This is a genomic window from Psychrobacter aquaticus CMS 56, from assembly GCF_000471625.1.
In the GTDB taxonomy this organism is placed as follows: Bacteria; Pseudomonadota; Gammaproteobacteria; order Pseudomonadales; family Moraxellaceae; genus Psychrobacter; species Psychrobacter aquaticus.
Map to the genome: position 1 here is coordinate 480,876 of NZ_AUSW01000034.1, position 22,954 is coordinate 503,829.

The following is a 22,954-nucleotide window of genomic DNA, read 5'->3' on the forward strand; positions in this document are numbered from 1 at the left end:
GCTGACCTTGCTAGAGAGAAATTGGCTATGCGCATTGTACGTTTTTTTTGCAAAAATCGCCAGTTTTGCCGTTCTATAGTGTTGATTTGTGGTTAAATATTATATCAAGCATCCTTTTTTTAGGCTCTACCTATGACAACCAATTTGAAAACGGTAAGACCGACACCTGACTTAGCCTTTATATCACAGCATCTGTTCACAGCTATCTTATGGGTCGATGATACCCTCTCCATCACTTGGTTGAATGCTCAAGCCGAACACCTACTTGCTATCAGCAGTGGCAGATTACTCAATCAGTCTGTCTTGACATTGCTGGCACCTGAGGAGCTAAAATCACAAAACAGCTTAACCATTCATAACGACGATACAAGCGAGCACACGATAGAAGAGCAAATCTGTTCTTTAACCGAACGTTTTTATCAAGCAAAGCAGTACCAGCAACCATTCATTGATCACGATCACATTATAAGCACACCGTTGAATGGTAATTTGCCCCTCTCAATCGACTACAGTGTGACGCCTGTCATTTATGAACAGCAGACTTATTTTATCATTGAAATATGGGGCAAAGATCGCCAAAGTCGCATATCAGAGGAGCAGCGCCAACAACAGCAATATGGTGTTGCCCGTCATATGTTACGCTCGGTCGCCCACGAAATAAAAAATCCGCTTGCTGGCATTCGCGGTGCGGCGCAACTCTTACAGCGACAGTTCATTAAATTCAGTGACGCGGCGACATTTGACCCTCAATTTTCTGGGGTTATCTCCCATTCAACATCTATACTAAACCATAACAACAACCTGCAAAAAACCGCGATAAAACTGCGTAACTATACCGATATCATCATCTCAGAGACAGATCGCTTGACCCATCTTATCGGGCAGTTTCTTGGCTCCAATCAACTACCAAACTGGCAAACTCTTAATATTCACGAGCCACTAGAGCATGTATTAACTTTGATACGCAATCAGTATCCACAAGTGATACTACAGCGCGATTATGATTTATCGTTGCCTGAGTTGCAGGCTGACAAAGACCAGTTAATTCAAGTGTTTTTAAACCTGATTAACAACGCTTGTGAATCGATGACAGAGTTCGAACAAACATTACAGCAAAAAGAACCACCCAAACCGAAAACTTTATCCTCTTCTAGTTCACAAATAGACCGTAATACTGACGACTGTCATTACCAGCCAACGCTACATATTCAAACACGAGTGGCTTTTCAACATACCATCAGTGGGCAACAGCACAAACAAGTGGTGCAAATTAATATTACCGACAACGGCTCAGGGATTGATCCTGCACTAATTGGACAAATATTTTTCCCGATGGTGACCAGCCGTGCTAAGGGAACTGGCCTTGGACTCTCCATTGTACAAGATATTATCAGCCATCATCATGGTATGATTGACGCCAGCTCTACTCAAGCACAAAATCCTAACGACAATTTAAAAAACAACCCTCACAATAGTCAGACTTGTTTTACGCTATACCTACCGTTTAACCAACCAATTATGGAAACCTAGGCAGCACTGCTCCACAGATGAAACTGCTCAATCGTACATTACTAAATCATCAATCTAAACCCATTCATTGCTCATTAGGCCTGATACATGACTGAATATAACGATAAACACAACCCTAAAAGCGATAGCCAAACATCGAAAGATCAGATAATTGGTGACCAAATGACAAAAGTAACGGTCAATAATGCCCCTGATGCCAATCCAGCAACGCTCTGGCTCATCGATGATGATGCGGCATTACGAATGGTACTGGCTGATACTTTTGAGGACGCAGGACTGACCGTTATTAGCTTTACGCAAGCACAAGCAGCATGGACACGCCTCAATGATATCTTGCAGGCATCAGCTGAACCATTACCAGATGTGATATTGACGGATATTCGTATGCCAATGATGGACGGTCTATCCTTTAGTGACTGGGTGCATCGGCATTTCCCAAAGCTGCCAATTGTCATCATGACCGCGCATTCAGATCTCACGTCCGCGATTAATAGCTATCAGACTGGCGCATTTGAATATTTGCCAAAGCCCTTTGACTTGGACGATGCGGTTGCCACCATTTATAAAGCAATTAATTATCAGCCCAATATGATCGTGGAAAATGCTATAACTGCGCCTAATAGCCACATAAACACTGATACCTTATCCGACACCTCGTCCTTCGATAATGATGCGATATTTGATACCAAAAAAAATGTTGTCAGTAAAGCCAATTCAGTAAGCAAAAATAATCAGGCTGCCAACCATAAAGCTGGTATTCAAACTGATACTAAGGTACAGAGTAATCCCAATCCTAGTGGCATCATTGGTCAATCACAAGCCATGCAAACAGTGTTTCGCGCTATTGGCAGGCTGGCACACTCCCCTATCACGGTTTTGATTACAGGTGAGTCGGGAACAGGTAAAGAATTGGTTGCCAGTGCTTTACACCAACATTCCCCTCGTCATCAGCAGCCTTTTATTGCCCTAAATATGGCTGCCATTCCGCATGATTTGATCGAATCCGAGTTATTTGGTCATGAGAAAGGTGCTTTCACTGGCGCGACGACAACGCGGCAAGGTCGTTTTGAGCAAGCAAATGGCGGGACGTTGTTTTTGGATGAAATCGGTGACATGCCATTTAGCACCCAAACCCGTTTGCTACGAGTACTGGCCAATGGAGAGTTTTATCGTGTGGGTGGACAGCAACCTGTCAAAGTCGATGTACGCATCGTGGCCGCCACTCATCAAAACCTAGAAGCATTAGTAAAACAAGGCAAGTTCCGTGAGGATCTGTTTTATCGTCTGAATGTTATTCGTCTACCCCTACCGCCTCTGCGCACGCGTCCTGAAGACATTCCTGCGCTGGCTGCCTACTTTATGCAGCGGGCAGCCGAACAGATGAATACGCCACCAAAGCAACTACATCCTGCGGCGCTACAGATTGTACAGTCTTTTGAATGGGGCGGAAATGTACGCCAGCTTGAGAACGTTTGCTTATGGCTAACTGTCATGGCGACTGGTGATACCGTTATGGTTGATGATTTACCACCAGAGCTGTTGGAAAGTATTCCTTCTCATTTTGAGGCGCATCCAGAGCAAAATTTATCCACGCAACAAACGGCGCAAAATCACCAACAGCAAAATGGTGCTCGTATAGAGAATCAACATGCTCATGATATTTCGAACAACTCAAACTGGCAGCAAGCCTTGGCCGTTTGGGCTGAGCAATCATTGCAAACAGGTGAAACCGATATTTTACAAACGGCAACACCTGAATTTGAACGTGTCTTACTAATGGCAGCCCTCAAGCACAGCGGCGGCAAAAAAATAGCGGCAGCCAGCTTGCTCGGTTGGGGTCGCAACACACTGACACGTAAGTTACAGCAGTTAGATATCTCTGTATAAAGCACAAAAACGCTAAATAAAAATCTCAGTAATATCAGATATTTATTATCATTGGCAAAAATAGTTGTTAAATAATTAAAAATAACTGCAAATAGGGCTTGCCAAACTACGCAAACTCTATATAATAGCCAACCACTGAGACGCACTACCGAATCAGTTAACTGTCTAGATAGCATTTGAGTTTAACTGCTTTTGATGATAGAGTAACAAAAATGGGGCTGTGGCGGAATTGGTAGACGCACCAGATTTAGGTTCTGGCGCCGCAAGGTGTGAGAGTTCGAGTCTCTCCAGCCCCACCATTTTTGGATAGTACATCTTAGACCAAATATTAAAGCCTGCTATTTAGCAGGTTTTTTTGTGTCTATAATTTCAATCGTACATTCATACTCTGTCTAAATCTAATAGTATTTTATCCATCGTCTGATACCGCTTCTCTATCCGCTTTGCCAATGCTTTATCTATGATAAATTGATAATGACTGTATTCTGTTGGCAGCCTTGGAATAGGCTGTTGGCAATGCTGTATCGTCCAATCAATCATCGGATCGCTACTTTGGGTATTTATATTAAAAGGTCGTGCGCCCGTTAATATCTTAACCATCATTATCCCAAACGCATAGATATCACTTTGAACGGTGGCTGCTTGCCCTTGCCAGCGCTCAGGTGCCAGATAAGCTGGCGTACCAAAAGGATGTGCTTTTATTGGTTTATCAACTTTCTCTGCTAAGGCAAAATCGATTAATATTAAATCAGGAACTATATGATTACTATCTATCGAGGTATAACTGAGCAAGATATTACTAGGTTTAATATCATTATGTAGCCAGCCAGTGTTATGTAGATTGGCTATAAGATTCGCGGTCTGTTTGATGAAATACTGCTTTTGTTTATTCGTTAATAATGGGTATTTTTGCCTACTAAGCTGCTTTGCTAAGCTGCCATTCGGATAGTAGACCATGACTAAAGCAGTTAAATGCTGGCTCTGTCCCAACGCTTGAACGTCTAACTTATGATGAGCGAGTATTAATGGTGCGATAGCGGCACTGTGATTTTGAGTTTGCGATAAAAGATTTAAAGATCTTAAAACATCAATTTCATGAGCTAAATCAGATGAATCATGACTGGCATGAGACACTAGTTGCCATTTAATCATCACGTGCCCGAACTGCGAATGGGTGGCGCGCGTTAAACCTTGATAACCAGTCTTTCTGATGTGCTGCGTTGGGGTATTTTGAGATTTTTTAGTATGCACAGTATTTGTTTGACCTATTCGCTGGTGTACTATTTCACCATACTGCAATACTGAAAATACTTGCGTCACAGTCGGCAATAGCTGCTGAGCATGTGCTTGCAAAGCCTGTATAATAAGCGAATTACTGGCACTGTTTTTCATAGTTTGATCTTTTATGATAGTTTTTCATAGTACAGTGAAATCTTGAAACTGCCTTTACGCAATTTAAATACACCTCAACGGTTAGAATTATTATGTCGCAACCAAACAGCTCATCTAAGCCTGCTACTCATTACGCCCTGCCTACGCCACTATTAGATTTGCTCAGCCAATATTTACAAGAGCAAGTCACGCCAACGATTAAGATTGATCCTGCGCAGCTGGCTTATCGCTGGGTCGGTGGTCATAATGGTCATTTAGAACCACTGGCGGTCAATTTGTTTTTAAGTTTAGACGACTTGCATGGGATAGATACCCAAAAGTCAAAACTGGTACAAAATACGCGTCAGTTTTTAAAAGGCTATCCGGCCAATCATGTCCTGATGACGGGGACACGCGGCGCGGGTAAATCCTCACTGATTCGAGCGTTGCTACAAGCCTATCATAGCGAAGGACTGCGCATTATTGAAATTGCGCGGGATGATCTAAAGGTACTTGATAAGATTCGCGCCGCGATTCATGCATTGCCAGCAGATTGTGAATGCCGCTATGTGGTCTACTGCGATGACTTGGCGTTTAACGGTCAAGACGAGAGCTACAGAACATTAAAAAGCGTCTTGGATGGGGCGCTTGATTCAGAGCAAGACAAACTGCTGGTCTATGCCACCAGTAACCGCCGTCACCTATTGCCGCAACTGATGAAAGACAACGTCAATATATATAATGGACAGACCGATGAGGTCAACCCTTATGAGACCATTGACGAGACTGTTTCATTGTCTGATCGTTTTGGTCTATGGCTATCATTTCATCCAATGGATCAAACCACATATCTACAAATTGTTCATCATTATCTATATATGCAGCAAAAACACAGCGTAGATAATGAAAATAATAATAAAACAACTGATGTTGAAGTGTTAGGTAACGCGCTACCTGATGATATCAGAGCGGCAGCTTTACGATGGGCGTCAGAACGTGGTGGGCGCTCAGGACGAGTCGCTTATCAGTTTAGTCGTTACTGGATAGGAAAAACCCAGCTGGATGCTGAAGACAGTCAAACTTAAGGTTGAACGTGCAATCATTGCTCATAGTCGCGGGCGTCGCCCAAATATTGTACATGCTCATGCTCTTTACTATCTGCCAAGTCAGCTGCCCCAGTGACCATATACTGAGCAAAATCTGCGGCCAACCATAAACTGCCCTGATAGACGCTTTCGGCATCTGCTCGAATATGTCCCATGTTTGGCGCACTGCTATTCAGATTGTCAAAACTCTGATAACGTGCGCTAAAATGTGTCAAAACCAAATTCTTAATACCCATGTTTTGGGCAAATTGACCCACTAAATGCGCGCTACTATGCATCGGATCAAATTCTGGATTTTTGGTCTGGATTTTGGTTAAGACTTCATGGGTATAAGTGGCTTCATGTACCAATAAATCCGTATCAACCACCGCTGCACTTAGACAATCTGGTGTATCATTATCTCCAGCCACAACGACACGTGTACGTTGCACGTCATTACTGACATATTCTGACGAACGCAACTGCCGCCCATCATCAGTTATCACATCCTTACCTTGTTGTAATTGGCCCCATAGCACACCTGCTGGAATACCTTCTGCTGTCAACTTATCTGTATTGAGTAAACGCCGACTGATATGCTGAGTGATACCAAAACCATGCGAAGACACACGATGCGACAAGGGGTGAATGTCTATCAAAAGCTGATGTTGCTTGTCTGAATTGAGAGTGACCATACCTTTGAGCGCACCTTCTTTAGACAATAAATCTTCAATTGCAATAAAATCAATCGCAAATGGGAGATACAGCTCTGTGGTGAGCTTGAGGGCATCGAGTAGCGTGGCAATGGCTTTTGGTGCAATCAAAGTCAGTGGGTCACGACGACCTGACATGGCAGCACTCGCGAGCAATCCTGGCAAACCATAACAATGGTCGCCATGCACATGCGTGATGCAAATGGCGGCCAATTGATGTAAGGACAGCTTGGTATGCAATAGTTGCTGCTGTGTGCCTTCACCGCAATCAATCAATAGCCATGGGCGAGATTTTTTATCTTGATTACTGTGATTTTGTTTTGAGCTCGGCAAGAAAGGATTCAGACACTCAATCGCCAATGCTGTCACATTACGCTGTTTGGTGGGTACGCCTGCCGATGTCCCTAAGAAGGTTAATTTTAACATGGGTGTATTTTCTTACTTATCATACGCATATCAATCCCAAAAGATATAATAAGCAGTGTCAGACGCATCTCACCTATTATGAGTTGATACTGAATTTGGTACTAATACTCGTTTTGGGTACTACTCAAATTTTTGGTAATGGTACTATTTGCTATGACAATAAACATATCATGTTGCTACGACAATTGACATATCATGGTTTTTTGACCTTCGATCATTTTTCCACCATTGGCAGTACACTCATTGACCATGTTAGATTCATAAGATTTCCAGCCTCCATAAAAGCTTGCTGTACACAATAAAACCACCAATATCTTTTGTGTCCACGATTTAATGGAGACCTGCTGCGCATGGATATTTTGACTGGTGATATCACTATCAGTGTTATCCGCTTTATGCTTCGTCAGGTCATTCTGATCGCTCATGGCTACCCCTTCTTTATATGCTATCGTTGGATATAAGAAAAAACGCTTACAATAGCACATTATTTATTCAAAACTTCGGTATCTTTAAAACTGCGGTAGACCGCCTTTTTCTTCGGCACGTTTAAAGGCTGGGCGTTCATGACAACGCTTGAGCCAATTCAACAGATTGACATATCTGACTTTGTCCATGCCCGCACGCGCATTAGAGGCAGCTACCACGATATACATTTGAATATCGGCTGCACTAAAGGTTTCGCCAGCGAACCAGTGATTGTCCTGGAGGTGCTGTTCCATCAGATTTAGGTTATTCACAATGTTGTTGTTAATCATTCCATCTTCAACTTGCTTACGAATGCCTTTACTGATCGGTTTGATGAGCATGGGCGAGCGTTCAACTACTTTGCTAAATACCAAACGCATTACCAATGGCGGCATCGCTGAAGCTTCAGCAAAATGCAGCCAAAATGTGTAAGCTTCCCATGCCGCTTCATTGTCATCAGCAGGCTTAAACTGATGCTCGGTATCGTAGTGTCTCAGCAGATATTCAATGATAAATCCTGACTCGGCCAGCGCACGATTATCAACTTCGAGTACAGGCGTGTGTCCGAGCGGATGTACTTTCTTTAAGCTTTCAGGGGCGAGATGGGCTTTCGTACGCTCGTAACTGGTCAGTTTATAGTCCAGCTCTAGCTCTTCTAGTAACCATAAAATACGAAAAGATCGCGAATTGTTTAAATGATGCAGATTTAACATAAACCATCCTAGTTATATTTTGAATAAGCTATATTGTGAATATACGATAATATCTTGTGTATAGTGTCACGCATTCAACTGAGCGTGACAGTATTGATATCGATGATAGCGTAATTAATTTGGCTTTAACATAGGAACTATGTAGGTCAACGATGAAAAACAATGTCTACCAAGTCAAGTTTTACTCTACGAGCTAGTAAGCCTTATTTTGAATGCAGTGCTTCTATTTTGCGCGTCATCTTATCTATCTTTTGCTGATATTTTCTAATTTTGCGAAAACGGTGCGCTGTTAGTACGCCATCGATACGCTGGTTGATAAAATGACGGCGCGGAGGAAAGCCGCCCACTTGAGGCTCTCTATAGCCATGTAAATGATCGTCACGGCGACGAACCAGATAACCCGCTGCACTATCCACTATCATGACCAGTAGCGCAAGCGTAATCATGCCGTACATAAAGAGCGAGCCACCTTCGTCAAGGCTTTGGCTCAGAACCGCAATGGATAACACAAATAACAGCATTGGCTCTACATAGCTCAACGCCCCAAACAATGAGACTGGCAGCTTACTACTCGCAATCATCGTCAGTGACATCGCAAGCGCACTAAAAGCGCCAAGCAGTGGTAATAGATACCAAAATTTTGTATCTTGTGCCGCCACACTAAAACCACCGCTCACATAAAGCATGATAAGCACCACTGGCGTTAATAATGTCAAATCAGACAGTAAACCTGTAATAGGCGGCACTGCAAGCATGCGCCGTAGTAGATAATAGGGTGGATAACCCAAACACACAAACAACGTCACCCAAGATACTGCACCATACTGAAAAATATCGTAACCAATACCCAGCGCTGCGAATATCGCGGCCATCCATTGCAAGATACTCATAGATTCATGATAAAAAAACCGACCAACCAAAATCATCACAAGGGGCAGTAAAAAATAACCCAATGTGACATCCAGACCAAATCCATTCACTGGCGCCCACATAAACAGCCAAATCTGTCCACCCAAGATCGGTGTGGGCAATACAAATATCAGCCATTCTTTTGGGGTCTTTAGCGTTTTGACATAATCAAATACATGCTGCCACTGTTTAGTCAAACTGACCAATATCACCAAGCTTAATAGCATCATGAGCACACGCCATGACGCCACCTGTGTCCCTGACAAGGGCAGCATAAATAGCCCAAACAAAAACATCAGTGAGAATAAAAAGCTTGATAATACTGATGCGACAGTTCCTTGAAAAGTTTGATTGGTCATAAGCATAAAACCGCCTTAAAAACAGAATCTTATTTGCATGAATTTTGTCCATTACAACAAAATTGACAAAAAATGCGAGTGAAAAACAAAGGCCTCCAACGATAACGTCAGAGGCCTTTGTGTAAAACAATGATAAAATTAGATTACAACATTAACGACCGAAACCGTTATTCGTCATCGTCTACTGGCTCGTCCAAGTTATAATCATTGGCAATATCGATCGCATCGTTGACATCAGTCGTTGCGGTGTTACCAGTTGCGGCATCAATATCTATTTGCTCTTGACCTTCTACATCAAATGTACCGTCTTCTCTCATGGCATCGATGAGTTCATCGTCATTTTCTTCGTGTTCGACACGTGCCATGGCGACCAATTTCTCATCTTTAGACAGACGGATGAGCGTGACACCCTGCGTATTGCGACCAGAGCTGGCCACATGCTCAACGGGCGTGCGTACCAATGTGCCTTTGTCTGATATTAAGATAATATCGTCTGTAGATTCAACTTTGGTGGCACGAACGAGCGCACCATTACGCGCACTGGTCTTGATAGCGATCACACCGCCACCACCGCGATTTTGAGTGTTAAACTCATCGATAGAGGTACGTTTACCAAAGCCGTTTTCACAAGCGATAAGGATTTCGCGTACATCTTCTTCGATAACGACCAATGATTTGATAAATTCATCAGCAGCCAGACGCATACCGCGCACGCCTTTTGCAGTACGACCCATCGCACGAGCATCATTTTCATCAAAACGAATGGCTTTACCACTTGAAGCAAACAACATCACTTCTTGGCTGCCATTAGTAATGCGCGCACTCACCAATTTATCGCCTTCTTCTAATCCCACTGCAATTAGGCCGTTCGAGCGAATGTTGGCAAACTGCTTAAGCTCTACTCGCTTGACTGTCCCGTTAGCGGTTGCAAAAAAGACAAAAGGAGGCTCTGCTTCATTGCTGTCTGCTAACGAATCATCATCGTTATCTACTAGCGGCAGGTCTGCTTTCGCCGATAAATCTTCTACTATTTTTGGAATTGGCAATATCGTGGTAACGGTTTCATCACCATTCAAGCCAATCAAATTGACCAATGGACGACCACGAGCACCGCGACTAGCGATTGGCACTTCAAAACCACGCAAACTAAAAACGCGGCCACTATCGGTAAAGCATAAGACTGTCGCATGGGTTGAGGTCACGACCAAATGGTCGATCACATCGTCTTCTTTCATTGCGGTTGCAGACTTGCCTTTACCGCCACGTTTTTGCGCAACATAATCGTCAATCGGCTGAGTTTTTGCATAACCAGTGCGTGATACAGTCATCACGACGGTTTGCTCAGGAATCAGGTCTTCGCGGTTGAAATCAGTACGCGAGTCAATGATATCCGTACGGCGCTCGTCACCAAAATTGTCACGAATCTCAATCATCTCATTAGAGATAATGGTCATTAGCTTATCAAAATCGCCCAAAATAGACTCTAAGTGAGCAATTTCGCGCAGCAAGTCTTGATATTCTTCGGTCAATTTGTCTTGCTCAAGACCTGTCAAGCGATGCAATTGCATGTCTAAAATCGCATTGACCTGTTCAAGTGACAAACGATAACGCTGCTCGCCTTTGGTTTGGCCTTCAATCAAACCAAACGGTGCTTTAGGATCTTCACCTTCGATGAAATCAGGACGTACCGATTGGCTACCGGCAGCGGCTAACATCGCTACAACGCTACCTGAACCCCATGTGTTATTTAACAAGCTTTCACGTGCCAAGCCGCGGTTTGCAGAGGCTTTAATTGTCGCAATAATCTCGTCAATGTTCGCTAGTGCAACTGTTAAGCCTTCTAGCAAATGTCCACGTACACGCGCTTTATTTAGCTCATAAATGGTACGACGTGTTACGACTTCTTGACGATGACGTACAAACGCCGCAATTAGCTGACGCAACGTCAATAGTTTTGGCTGACCATTATCCAGCGCCACCATATTGATACTAAAGCTAGACTCAAGTGGCGTTTGTAGGAACAAATTATTAACGATCACTTCTGCCGTTTCACCGCGGCGCAAATCAATGGCGATACGCATACCGTCTTTATCAGACTCATCACGAATCTCACTGATACCCTCGATTTTTTTATCACGCACCAGTTCAGCAATACGCTCAATCAACTTGGCTTTATTGGTTTGGTAAGGCACTTCAGTGAACACAATACGCTCGCGATCACGATTAACACCTGTATCGGTCATGGCTTCGATATGATAACGACCACGTATGTGTAAACGGCCTTTGCCCGTGCGATAAGCATCTAAAATGCCTGCGCGACCATAAATAATACCGCCTGTGGGGAAATCAGGCCCTGAGATGTGCGACATCAATTCTTCAGCTGAGACTTGCGGGTTTTCTGCATAAGCCAGACAGGCATTGATGACTTCGGTTAGATTGTGCGGTGCCATATTGGTCGCCATACCGACCGCGATACCCGTGCCCCCGTTAATCAACAAATTAGGAATACGTGCTGGCATAACGCTTGGCATACGCTCAGAGCCATCGTAGTTGTCTTCCCAATCGACCGTATCTTTGTCCAGATCAGCCAGCATCTGATGGGTTAGCTTAGTCATACGGACTTCGGTATAACGCATCGCTGCCGGTGGATCATCATCAATCGAACCAAAGTTACCTTGACCATCTACCATAGGATAACGCAGGCTAAAATCCTGTGCCATCCGCACAATGGCGTCGTACACCGCACTATCGCCATGTGGGTGATACTTACCAATGACATCACCGACCACACGTGCCGACTTCTTATAGGGCTTGTTGTAGTCGTTAGATAGTACGTGCATGGCGTACATCACACGTCGGTGTACAGGCTTGAACCCATCACGCACATCAGGCAGCGCACGCGAGACAATCACGCTCATCGCATAATCCAAATAGGATTGCTTTAATTCATCTACGATGCCAATAGGACTGACCGATTCGCTCATATACACTCCTTCACTCACATTTTTTCTGATGCTGACACTTTTGCTCTAGATGCTTATGGATTATACAAAAATATAGCTGCATCAATGCGCAGCTACGATCAAAATATAGACCCTAAAAAAGCCCTGCTAAGCGTGCAAAACCATAAGAAAACAGCGATAGTTTTAATGATTAATAAAAGAAGCTATTTTAGCACAAAATTGCTGATTTAGGGGCATCTGACTGTCATTAAAATCAAGCAAAACAGCTTATTAGGGCCCATATTTTAACGGATTGACAGCCTCCAAATTTATATAAGCGACACCATCATCGACTTCCCTCTTTTTCTCTCATTGATATTAAAAGGCATTTAGCAAAAAACTGCATCCAATGGATACAGTTTTCGCAATTAGAATAGCTGTTACGGTAAAGTCCGAGTTCTATTAAGTAGCTTTAAATTCCTGGTTGAAGAATTCGCGCGTGGCTTGCGTACAAGCAGTACTGACTAAGCCACCATGATAGCTGCCCAATATCGCAGCGCCTGCGGCCTGTGCTAGCGTTGTTGGATCAGTGACTCCTGCGGCTTGAGCATCTGCAATCGCTTTGTTTTGAACGGCTGTCAAAGTAGCAGTAAATCTGCCTTGAACGTTATCAAGTACGGTCGTGGCCATCCATGGATTACTCATAGCACTACCAATCGAAGTTACTGCACCTCGATCATTCCTTGTATCAACATCGAGTACTGTGACGTTAAGATTATTAGAAGATGCCGCTGCTTGCAATATGGCGGTCATCGAACCTGTATTTAGGTCGTAGTATACGGTTGGATCTTGATTACCGCCACACAATAGCGTTGGCATAGTTGGGATATAACCACGTAAATCGTTGTCTTTTAAAGCTTTACGCAAGTTATTTTGTGGATTGGCTGCTGGCAATACACCTGTACCAGCCACTAAGCTATCTAGATTTTGTAGAGCATCAGTTACGTAAGCAGCACGAAAATCTGTTTTTATCAGATAATTATCATCATCAAACCCTAAGAAAGCAAAAGGCAAATTACTGGCTGGTAACTGATCAAGCACAGGATTGTTAGTCGGTTTGGCTTGGAATAACGCATTATCAGGTAACTTACCATTGTTTACTAACTCTCCAAAAGTTTGCGTATTTGGTAGCTGGGTATTGGCGTACTGGGCCGTAAAGATATCAGTTCTATTGCCGTATATATTTTTATATTTTTTGTCTAAGCCAATGGCCAATAATGGGGCAAAACGAGTCGCGCCAATATTGACATTACCTGCAAATATTGCATCACCAAATGCTGCCAAAGCATACGGCCCTGATGACGGCGCAATCGCGGTAACAGGTTTATTCTGTTGTTCAAGCAGACGTGCGGTTGCCATGGCGACATGCCCGCCCTGTGAGTATCCGCTAATGAACAATTTGCCAGAGTCGTCAATGTTGGTATAGTCGGTATCATTTACAAGCTGTTGCCTAGTAATGATGGTACGTGCACCGTCTAACGCATCGACCATATCAGCCGCTTGCTGATCCGCTACCAGATAAGGGTGATAATCAAGATCAGAATCATCATAACCCGCATAGTTTGGTGCAACCACGATATAACCTTGTGCAGCAAAGTTTGCGGCTATCAGTGTCGCCTCACTGGTTGCTGGATTTTGGGGATTGGCCACTTGACTGAAATCATAAGATTTTTCTGTCGTTGTGCCATGAGCATAAAGCAATATCGGTCGATCGCCTTGACAGTCAGCACTATCGCCACTCGGTAGCATCAATGCTGCTGTCGCATTGGTGCGTTCGCCCGCCGCGCCTACCGTCGGATAGTTGATCTTCTCAATCTTAATGTCACATTTGGCCGCTGGGGTTGCGGTATTACTTAAACCAAACCCAGTATTTATTTGCTGGGCAGTAAATGCACTGATCGTCTCTACTGTCGTATCATAGGAGACAATCCTTTCATCATCGTCATCGCCGCAACCGACCAATAGCAAACTACTGGCAATGGCGACTGATAATAAACAACGTGACATTATTGGTGGGGTTGTAGTGATGAGAGAATTTGGAAGCTGATTACTGGTCGCTGGCTTGGCGCTTGTATCGGTGGCAGGTTTGAATTTTCTCATAGTTGCTATCCTTAGCAGTAGTAAGTCATACGTTTGCCGAGAGTCCTTGGCAGTATATAAGTTGAGTTTGACAGATATTTTTTAGTGGATGATTGTTATTGAGCACTTTTTAGACAGACTTGCTTAATAACAATTGTTTCTGAAACCTTACTACTTATACCGTAAAAAATGATGAAAAGCTACTGCAAAACATGCACTTGCGACCCTCTTTTACGCTATAGAATGATATTTCCTGTTGTTAATCGATTCTGGCTTCGATGTCATCTTTGTTGTACGATGTTCCAAAATACCATCCCACACAGACAGTCCTCCCATGCAAACAAGCCGTCAAAATACAGAAAAACGTGACAACCAATCGATAGATTCAACTAAGCAAACAACATACCAAGCAGTGACGCAACCAAAAGTTACGCGCTCTGATCGTAGTTTCGATGCCATTGCTGATCATTTTGAAAAAAAAGTCTATGGCGGCTTAAAAGGTGAAATTCGCTTGGCGGTGCTACGCCGTGATATTTTCGAGTATAGCGCGCAGATGAGCAAAAGTCTTGGACGACCTTTACGTATTTTAGATGTGGGTGCAGGGCTTGCACAGATTGCGATAGAGTTGGCTGCTCAAGGTCATAGCGTGGTCATCAATGACATTTCAGTCAATATGCTCGAAAAAGCAAAAGCGAGCGCGGCACTGATAGACGAAGACCTTGATATAACATGGTATGTTTGTCCGTATCAAGCGCTTGCAGACAAGCTGATTGAAGACAATCTGACTAAAGATCATGAGCAAAAAAGCACTGACAACGCGGTTAAAGCATCAGCCAAGTTTGACTTAATCATGTCGCATGCTTTGCTCGAATGGTTAGCAGAACCTGCAATGGTCATGGACTTTTTTGATCGGCAACTGGCAGATCATGGCGCGCTGTCGTTATGTTTTTATAATCCGGCGAGCTTTGATTATCGTAATCTGATTATGGGTAATTTTAATTTGCTCGATAATACGGGCTATCAGGCTGACAATAAGAAAAGTCTGACACCCAATCATCCAGTTGCTAAAGAAGAAGTAGAGTCTTGGTTGGCGGCGCATCATTATCACATTGTGCGTACCAGTGGTTTGCGCGTGTTCCATGATTATGCACCGCTCAAACGTGGTGGTCATAATGACCCCGATGCCGTGATACGAATGGAGCTGCGCTATTCACAACAAGAGCCGTATAAATGGCTGGGACGTTATTTGCATATCATGGCAACTCGTCAGGCTGACAGCTTGTAATACCTGTCGTCAATAACCACTAGTTATTTTCAGCCATTCTCTGTGATCTATCGTACTCAGACCAAGTTGTCGCATTGATTTCTTTTTCATTGAACACAACCACGTGCTCTAGCAAAGGTAATATACCAATGTGTGAGCCAATCTCGTGATTATGATGACTGGCAACTAACGATAATACGGTCTGCCCATCATCGAGTTGTAAGCGGTATAGATAATTGGCACCGCGAAAAACTCGGCCAATTACTAGCGCCGTCCGCGCACTGTCGTCATCGTGAATGATATCATCAGGGCGCACGAGTACTTTAATCGGTGTGCCATTGGGATAATCATACTCACAATATTGCGGCTGTCCCAATTCGTCACAGACTTCCATGCGTCGATAAATATTGCCCAGTGCCGTCTCAACGTGGCCTTCTTTGATAATGCCATCTATCATTGCGCCTTCGCCCACAAACTCAGCAACAAAAGGACTGATTGGCTCATGATATAGCTCACTTGGGGTCGCCCACTGTACCAGCTTTCCTTGCTCCATCACCCCGACTTTATCTGCCAAGGCAAATGCTTCGTTTTGGTCATGAGTAACCAAAATAGCGGTGGTATTGGTACGTTTGAGAATATCTCGAACATTCATTGCCAATGACTCGCGTAGCACCACATCCAAATTAGAAAAAGGCTCATCGAGCAATAACAGTTTGGGCTTTGGTGCTAAAGCTCGTGCTAAGGCAACACGCTGCTGCTGCCCACCTGAGAGCTCATTTGGACGTTTGTCAGCGTGTTCAGTTAACTCAACGAGGCTTAACATCTCAGCCACGCGGGCTTTTTTATCGGCGGCAGACCATTTATTTAGTCCAAAAGCGATGTTTTTTGCCACACTCAAATGACCAAAAAGCGCATAGTCTTGAAACACCATGCCCATACCGCGTTTGGCTGGAGCAACGGCAAATGAATTGCGGGCGGTTTTGTCAGTTAAATTTTGATTGTTTAGACGAATGGTGCCAGATCGGCTCGGCTCTAGTCCTGCAATGGCTCGTAACGCCGTGGTTTTTCCACAACCGCTATAGCCTAAAAAACAACCGATTTCACCTTGTTGTAGTATTAATGAGAGTCCATTGACAACGATGGTATCGTCATAGCCTACGACTAAATCTTGCACACTAAAATAAGGATTACTAGCGATATCTGTCTCAGTTTCTTGGATCAACGCACTATTTTTTTCAATGGGTTTGTTCGGTTGGGTTTGATGCATTTTATCTTGTACTACTGGTGATTTTTTTGCATCCTCAAGTCTTACCTTTGCCTTGAGTGAATTGGCCTTTATTGATTTAGAATCTGATGAGTCGTTCATTGAATCAGTGTACATAGACGGTACCAGTTGGCTGTTAGAAAATAAAGACCACAGATAAAATAGTAAACATTGTTATGACCTTAACAAAAGATGTTACCGGATGCTTTGCATGTACTTCACTACTTTTTACTTCATACTTTGAAATCACTTTCAGCTTTGCTTATCACTTTGGCGCAATAGTATCCAAACAGGCAATAAGCCAACCAGCACAATCAATAAGCTTGGTAACGCCGCCCGTCCCCACATACCTTCACTGGTCATCTCAAACACGCGCACCGCCAATGTGTCCCAGCCTTGCCGCCGCGTCATTAACGTAATTGGCATCTCTTTCATCACTTCGACAAAACCCATGAGTAACGCGGTGAGCACGCCCGGACTCAGCACTGGTAACATCACCTGTCGCCAACGCTGATAAGGGCTGTCACTAAGCAAATTGGCCGCCGCTTCTTGATTGACTGTCAAGCGCTGTAGCTGTCGATCAACTGGCTGAAAACTCACCGTCATAAAGCGCGTCGATAATGCCAATAGCATCACAATGACACTGCCTGAAAGTACTTGGTGCGAGGTGATACCAAAGGCTATCATTTGGTTGTCTAACCAAGCGATTGGAATAAATATTCCCACCGCCAATACTGTACCTGGCACCACATAACCCAAATTGGCTAAAGTGGTCATCAGTTTGGTCGATTTATCAGGATATTGCCGCTTAATCCACGCAATAATAATCGCCAAAAAGGCGATAAAAAGCGTGGTCATACTAGCAATCATGAGGCTATTGGTCACAAAATCAATATAGCGTGCATCAAAATCTTGTCGAAAATTCAACGCTGTCCAATAAATCAGCTGCAAAAATGGTATAAAGAAAGCCACTAAAAATACGACCGTACAGAATAAAGTCATGGCCCACTTAGCAGGTTTGCTGGCTTCAAAACGCTGACTGCTGCCTTGAGCGACAGAGTTACCACGCTTTGACTGCCAGTACTGCTCAAACAATACCACGATAAAGACCACACCAATTAACAAAGCTGCTAACTGTGCCGCCGTTGTTAGACTAAAAAAGCCAAACCATGCTTTATAAATAGCCGTGGTAAAGGTATCGACATTAAATACTGAAACTGCGCCAAAATCTGCCAAGGTTTCCATGCTGGCCAGTAACAACCCACCAATCACCCATGGCAGAGCTTGTGGTAATGCCAGCCGAAAAAATACGCGCCCACGGCTAAGACCCAGCATCTGCCCCGCTTCTATCGCCCGCCTGCCTTGCGATAGAAACGCTTGACGCGCCAGCAAATATACATAAGGATAAAAGGCGAGCGACAATACCAAACCTGCACCCCAGACATTGCGTATTGACGGAATGGCATTATTGATGCCCAAATCCCGCAGACTTGTCTGTAATGGCCCACTAAAATCAACGATGCCAACGGTGACAAACGCCAATACGTAAGCCGGCATCGCGAGCGGCAACATCAGCGCCCACGAAAAAAACCGCTGCCCAGGGAAGCGGTACATGCTGGTCACCCAAGCGAGAGCCGTGCCGATAGTGCCAGAGATGACAGTGACCATCAACAATAAGATAGCCGTGTTTTTGAGAACTTGCGGCAGCACATACGCTTTCATGTGCGTCCAGATATCAGCCACTGGCTGTGTCCACGATAGCAACACGATCAAAATTGGTACGAGCATAAACAACGAAATCAGTCCTAAGACTGATTTCGATATCATACGTTTACGAATGGCGTGGTCTTGACTGACAATTTGGTTGTCTTTCACATTATCACTGCCTGTATCATTTTGCCGTACAGACGCGTCTGGCGTTGTGATCATATCGTTATTACCATGTCATACGCATAGAGACCTAATATCCAACACTAAACTCAAAAATACCGTTAGCTTTGAACGTTAACCATAGTATTTAGCATCTTTAAAGGACTGCTCACACTTTTGGTTACCATGATTGGCTACTTTAATTTTTGAGAATAGTGTTACGACAAAACGCTCTATTTATAACCCGCTTTGTCCATCATTTGGATCGCTTGGGTTTGTAATTCGCCAAACTTCTGCACATTGATGTCATCTTTTTTGAACGTACCCCATGATCTGAGCATTTCTGATTCATCAACGCCTTCTTTTACTGGGAATTCTTTGTCAGAACTGGCATAAATGCCTTGCGCCTCATCCGATGACAACCACTCCATTAATTTTAGTGTGCCATCTGGATTGTCTGAACCAGCAACTACGCCCGCTCCCGAGACATTAACATGAGTACCTGTCGTGCCTTGGTTTGCCCAAAATATCTCTACAGGGAAGTCTGGTTTTTCTTCCAGCAGACGACCATAGTAGTAGCTGTTTGCGATACCCACTTCACACTGACCCGCAGCGATGGCTTCTAACATACTGGTATCATCACTGAATACATCGGTGGCTAAATTATCCACCCAACCACGGATGACGGCTTCGGTTTTTTCTTCGCCCAAGTGCTCTATCATACTGGCCACAAGCGATTGGTTATAAACCTTTTTAGAGGTACGTAAACACAGCTTGCCTTTCCACTTTGGATCCGCCAAATCTGCATAAGTCGATAGGTGGTCAGCCGTGACTTTGCTTGGGTCATAAAAGATAGTACGAGCACGTAATGACAGACCCGTCCACATACCTTTGGGATCACGATATTTTGCTGGAACATTGGTTTCTAGAACTTGTGACGTTACCGGTTGAAGCAGCCCTTGCTGGGTTGCTTGCCATAAGTTACCTGCATCAACTGTCAAAAGCATATCGGCTGGGGTGTTCTGACCTTCCGCTTGCAGACGCGCCATGAGTGGGCCTTCTTTGTCTGTAACCAGCTCAACCTTCACACCCGTCTGTTCAGTATAACGATCTAACAATGGCTTGATTAACTGCTCGTTACGTGATGAGTAGACAGTGATCGTTTGAGCATCTGCATTGGCCGCGTTATCAGTAGTCGCATTATCAGTGGTTACTTGCTCAGTAGCCGTTTCTGCTGTTTCCGCTTCCGCACTCTCTTCTGTCGTAGATGAATTACTACAGCCCGCAAGACCTAACATCATGCTAAATAAAGCAACAGGTAGAGTCAGTTTATTAGAAATTAAAGTGGCGCTGATGTCGTTCAATGACATGTTTTTCTCCATAATAGTGCTATAAAAATTTGAGATAAGGCGGTGCTACCCATTGGTATATCGACCACTCATTGGTACGATTGTCAAGAGCATAATGTTTGAGAACAATATACTAATGCAAATGATACTAGTTATCAATACATTTGTTTCACTCAGTAACTCATTAAAAAACGGTTTCAATCTTTGTTGTTAAAGGAGCAAACTTATGATTAACCTTCAGTAGATTTGGCAGTATATAGCTGCTTATGATAGCCATTGCCCCAAAATGGCATTAACTGCCGCTTCAGTACGCAATATGCGCGGACCCATATGTACCGCCTCGCAACCTTGTGCGGTAAGCATCTCTATCTCGTACTCAATCCAGCCACCTTCAGCACCGATAAAAACTAAACTAGGCAGAGCTAATGTTTCCGGCTTTGGTAAATATTGTTTCTGTAAATACTGAGCAAATGACTGCGAGCCATAAGGATGCGCCACGATAGCGCGATTGGTTACCAGACGGGGCAATTCGTCTTCAACAAAGGATTTAAACCGCTTTTGTAGGCTAATACGAGGCGCTATCGTATCAATGCCTTGTTGCAGCCCTTCTAATACAAACTCATCGAGGCGCTCTAGCATTGGACTTTGCCAATAGCTTTTTTGGGTGCGGTAGCTGTTTATTAAGATGATGTCGCGTACGCCAATTGCGGTCATATCCATAATCAAACGCCGCAGCACCTTTGGCCGTGGTAATGCCAATATCACTGTCAAATCCAGCTTAGCTGGTGGCGGCATAGTGAGTTTAACCTCACGCAACTGAATGCAGTCAGGTGTCATATCATCAATGATTGCAGTACCTAAGTTACCACCAAGTTCACCGATTTTAAGCGACTCACCGACTTTTGCTGTTAATACATGATGGACATGGTTAATTTGCGGCACTGCATTGATTTTGGCAGAGTCTATCGAAAAATTTTCGGCGGGCAGTAAAATATAGTTCATACAGCCTCTGTGCGTGAGTGTTGCTCAATAACACTAGTAATCATAGCAAATTGACGCGGCAGTACTGCTTGCTGCTGCTCGGTCATCTGCTCGCCAGCTTGTCCAGCCAGTTTCGCCAGCTCAAGATGACTGAGCCAAAATGTGAGCTGCTGATACATAAGTGTGTGCTCGTCATCATTAGAGGAAGACTGCTTGCGAGCAGACTTTTGAGTTGTACTTACTTTATTATGAGTGGCTACTTGCGTATCTATACCAGTTAGGCCATCTGTCGTCACTTTTTCTCTGACAGCAAGACGGTAAAAAGTGTTGTTCGGTTGATACAACGCTCCTACTTCGGACAGCTTATCCACCACACTCTGACAAGACTGCGTATAACATCCCATCAACACAGGCGTTGCCACACTCGCTGGCTCAACTGGGTTATGTCCACCAATATCGACCAATGAGCCGCCCACTAACGCCACATCTGCTAATGTGTACCAAGTCATTAGCTCACCCATACTGTCTGCCAAATAAACTTGCGTGTCTGCACTAATGCTCTCTTCCGCACTTCGCCGCGCCATTTTTAATGCTTGATTTTGGATAAGCGCTGCTACTTCATCAAAACGTTCAGGGTGTCTCGGCACGATGATGAGCAGCGTATCAGCCAGCGCTGAATTAGACAGTATTTGCTCATGCCACGCCAATACGGTGTCTTCTTCACCGCTATGCGTGCTTGCCGCCACCCAAATCGGTCGACCTGCTACTCCCAACGCTGCTGCCAGCTCAACTTGCCGATTTGACAGTCGGTTTGATAGGTCACGCTTTTGGCTGTCGCCACTCTTATGCTCTGTGTGCATGGCATTATTAACAATCTTGGGAGTATTAATTACCCATTTTAGTGAGCCTGCCACACGGATTCGTGCGCTATGCGCCCCCAATTGGCGAAAGCGCTTCGCAGACTCGTTATCTTGCGCAATGATTAAGCTCAAATTTTTCATCATACTGGTACTGACCGCACCAATTTTCTGATAGCTTTTAAAAGAAGACGCTGAGAGCCGACCATTGACCAAGATACTAGGAATATCACGCTCAGACAGTTTGGTTAAGATATTTGCCCATAACTCTGTTTCTACAAATAAAGCGGCGATAGGTTGCACATGCGTTAAAAAACTGTCAATCACTGCTGGACTGTCTACCGGTACATAACTGTGACTCATCTGACCTTGAGCAATCTCATCATTGAAACGACTGGCACCGCGAGCAAAACCTGTTTGCGTGGTATTGGTCAACCATATTTTATAACCATTCGCTAATAAGGCATCCAACAAAGGGGCAACGGTATTGGTCTCGCCCAATGAGACCGCATGACACCAAATGATGCCTTTATCAGCATAAGGCATATCAGTATCAGCATTTGAATGACTCGATGGACGTGCTGGATAGCTTTTACCAAACCGCTGCGCAACTTCTTGCTGATAATTATCACGCTTATGTGAGCGTCGCCATACTTGCAGTCGGTATAGTGGTTTGAGTAAGCCAATAATAGATTGATAATAAAGAGGCGGTGTATAAACAACGCAGCTCGGCAAAGAGGTAAGATCAGCCGATTTTGAAACACAATCAGAGGGTGTATGAGAAGATGGCATGCAACAGCCTAGATTAGTAATGGATCAAATAATAAAAAA

Annotated in this window: 16 protein-coding genes and 1 tRNA gene; 5 read left to right on the forward strand and 12 right to left on the reverse strand. The window is 44.1% G+C overall.

What is annotated here, in order from left to right; genetic code table 11:
• Positions 1-132 precede the first annotated feature (132 nt).
• The 3 genes from M917_RS11585 (at position 133) to M917_RS11595 (ending at position 3,716) form a co-directional block, all read left to right on the forward strand.
• The gene (locus M917_RS11585; protein WP_021815047.1) at positions 133-1,530 is read left to right on the forward strand and encodes a two-component system sensor histidine kinase NtrB; all 1,398 of its coding nucleotides are present in this window, start codon (positions 133-135) and stop codon (positions 1,528-1,530) included.
• A gap of 87 nt (positions 1,531-1,617) precedes the next feature.
• Positions 1,618-3,417 carry a sigma 54-interacting transcriptional regulator gene (locus M917_RS11590; protein WP_021815048.1) on the forward strand — a complete coding sequence of 600 codons (1,800 nt, stop codon included), beginning with the start codon at positions 1,618-1,620 and terminating at the stop codon, positions 3,415-3,417.
• A 214-nt stretch (positions 3,418-3,631) separates the two neighbouring features.
• Positions 3,632-3,716 (forward strand) — tRNA-Leu (locus M917_RS11595).
• Between the two features lie 82 nt (positions 3,717-3,798).
• Here M917_RS11595 and M917_RS11600 read toward each other — a convergent pair.
• Positions 3,799-4,809 (reverse strand): protein kinase domain-containing protein, encoded by a 1,011-nt coding sequence (locus M917_RS11600; RefSeq protein ID WP_021815049.1) that lies wholly within the window; start codon positions 4,807-4,809, stop codon positions 3,799-3,801.
• A gap of 92 nt (positions 4,810-4,901) precedes the next feature.
• On the opposite strand from M917_RS11600, the gene M917_RS11605 reads away from it, so the two are divergent.
• Positions 4,902-5,873, forward strand: coding sequence for an ATP-binding protein (locus M917_RS11605; RefSeq protein WP_021815050.1), 972 nt, complete (start codon positions 4,902-4,904; stop codon positions 5,871-5,873).
• A 14-nt stretch (positions 5,874-5,887) separates the two neighbouring features.
• Here the strand turns inward: M917_RS11605 and M917_RS11610 are convergent, their stop codons facing one another.
• From M917_RS11610 to M917_RS11635, 6 genes are all read right to left on the reverse strand, one after another.
• Positions 5,888-7,012 (reverse strand): ribonuclease Z, encoded by a 1,125-nt coding sequence (locus tag M917_RS11610; protein ID WP_021815051.1) that lies wholly within the window; start codon positions 7,010-7,012, stop codon positions 5,888-5,890.
• Between the two features lie 176 nt (positions 7,013-7,188).
• The gene (locus M917_RS11615) at positions 7,189-7,437 is read right to left on the reverse strand and encodes a hypothetical protein (protein ID WP_021815052.1); all 249 of its coding nucleotides are present in this window, start codon (positions 7,435-7,437) and stop codon (positions 7,189-7,191) included.
• Between the two features lie 84 nt (positions 7,438-7,521).
• Positions 7,522-8,190, reverse strand: coding sequence for a glutathione S-transferase (locus tag M917_RS11620; protein WP_021815053.1), 669 nt, complete (start codon positions 8,188-8,190; stop codon positions 7,522-7,524).
• Positions 8,191-8,393: 203 nt separating this feature from the next.
• Complete coding sequence (gene rarD, locus M917_RS11625) at positions 8,394-9,464, reverse strand: EamA family transporter RarD (RefSeq protein ID WP_021815054.1); 1,071 nt, start codon at positions 9,462-9,464, stop codon at positions 8,394-8,396.
• Positions 9,465-9,625: 161 nt separating this feature from the next.
• Positions 9,626-12,442 (reverse strand): DNA gyrase subunit A, encoded by a 2,817-nt coding sequence (gene gyrA, locus M917_RS11630; RefSeq protein ID WP_021815055.1) that lies wholly within the window; start codon positions 12,440-12,442, stop codon positions 9,626-9,628.
• Between the two features lie 420 nt (positions 12,443-12,862).
• A complete protein-coding gene (locus M917_RS11635; protein WP_021815057.1) occupies positions 12,863-14,560 on the reverse strand; it encodes an alpha/beta hydrolase family protein in 1,698 nt (565 codons plus the stop codon).
• Between the two features lie 313 nt (positions 14,561-14,873).
• Between M917_RS11635 and M917_RS11640 the strand changes: the two genes are divergently transcribed.
• Complete coding sequence (locus M917_RS11640) at positions 14,874-15,824, forward strand: methyltransferase domain-containing protein (protein ID WP_021815058.1); 951 nt, start codon at positions 14,874-14,876, stop codon at positions 15,822-15,824.
• 19 nt (positions 15,825-15,843) lie between these two features.
• Here the strand turns inward: M917_RS11640 and M917_RS11645 are convergent, their stop codons facing one another.
• From M917_RS11645 to M917_RS11665, 5 genes are all read right to left on the reverse strand, one after another.
• Positions 15,844-17,184 carry an ABC transporter ATP-binding protein gene (locus tag M917_RS11645; RefSeq protein ID WP_200861757.1) on the reverse strand — a complete coding sequence of 447 codons (1,341 nt, stop codon included), beginning with the start codon at positions 17,182-17,184 and terminating at the stop codon, positions 15,844-15,846.
• A 135-nt stretch (positions 17,185-17,319) separates the two neighbouring features.
• Entirely contained in the window at positions 17,320-18,996 is a 1,677-nt protein-coding gene (locus tag M917_RS11650; RefSeq protein ID WP_021815060.1) for an ABC transporter permease, read from the reverse strand.
• 173 nt (positions 18,997-19,169) lie between these two features.
• The gene (locus M917_RS11655; RefSeq protein WP_021815061.1) at positions 19,170-20,306 is read right to left on the reverse strand and encodes an extracellular solute-binding protein; all 1,137 of its coding nucleotides are present in this window, start codon (positions 20,304-20,306) and stop codon (positions 19,170-19,172) included.
• A gap of 243 nt (positions 20,307-20,549) precedes the next feature.
• Positions 20,550-21,287 carry a 16S rRNA (uracil(1498)-N(3))-methyltransferase gene (locus tag M917_RS11660; protein ID WP_021815062.1) on the reverse strand — a complete coding sequence of 246 codons (738 nt, stop codon included), beginning with the start codon at positions 21,285-21,287 and terminating at the stop codon, positions 20,550-20,552.
• Positions 21,284-22,915 (reverse strand): 3-deoxy-D-manno-octulosonic acid transferase, encoded by a 1,632-nt coding sequence (locus tag M917_RS11665; protein ID WP_021815063.1) that lies wholly within the window; start codon positions 22,913-22,915, stop codon positions 21,284-21,286. The genes M917_RS11660 and M917_RS11665 overlap by 4 nt, the downstream gene beginning before the upstream one ends.
• Between the last annotated feature and the right edge of the window lie 39 nt (positions 22,916-22,954).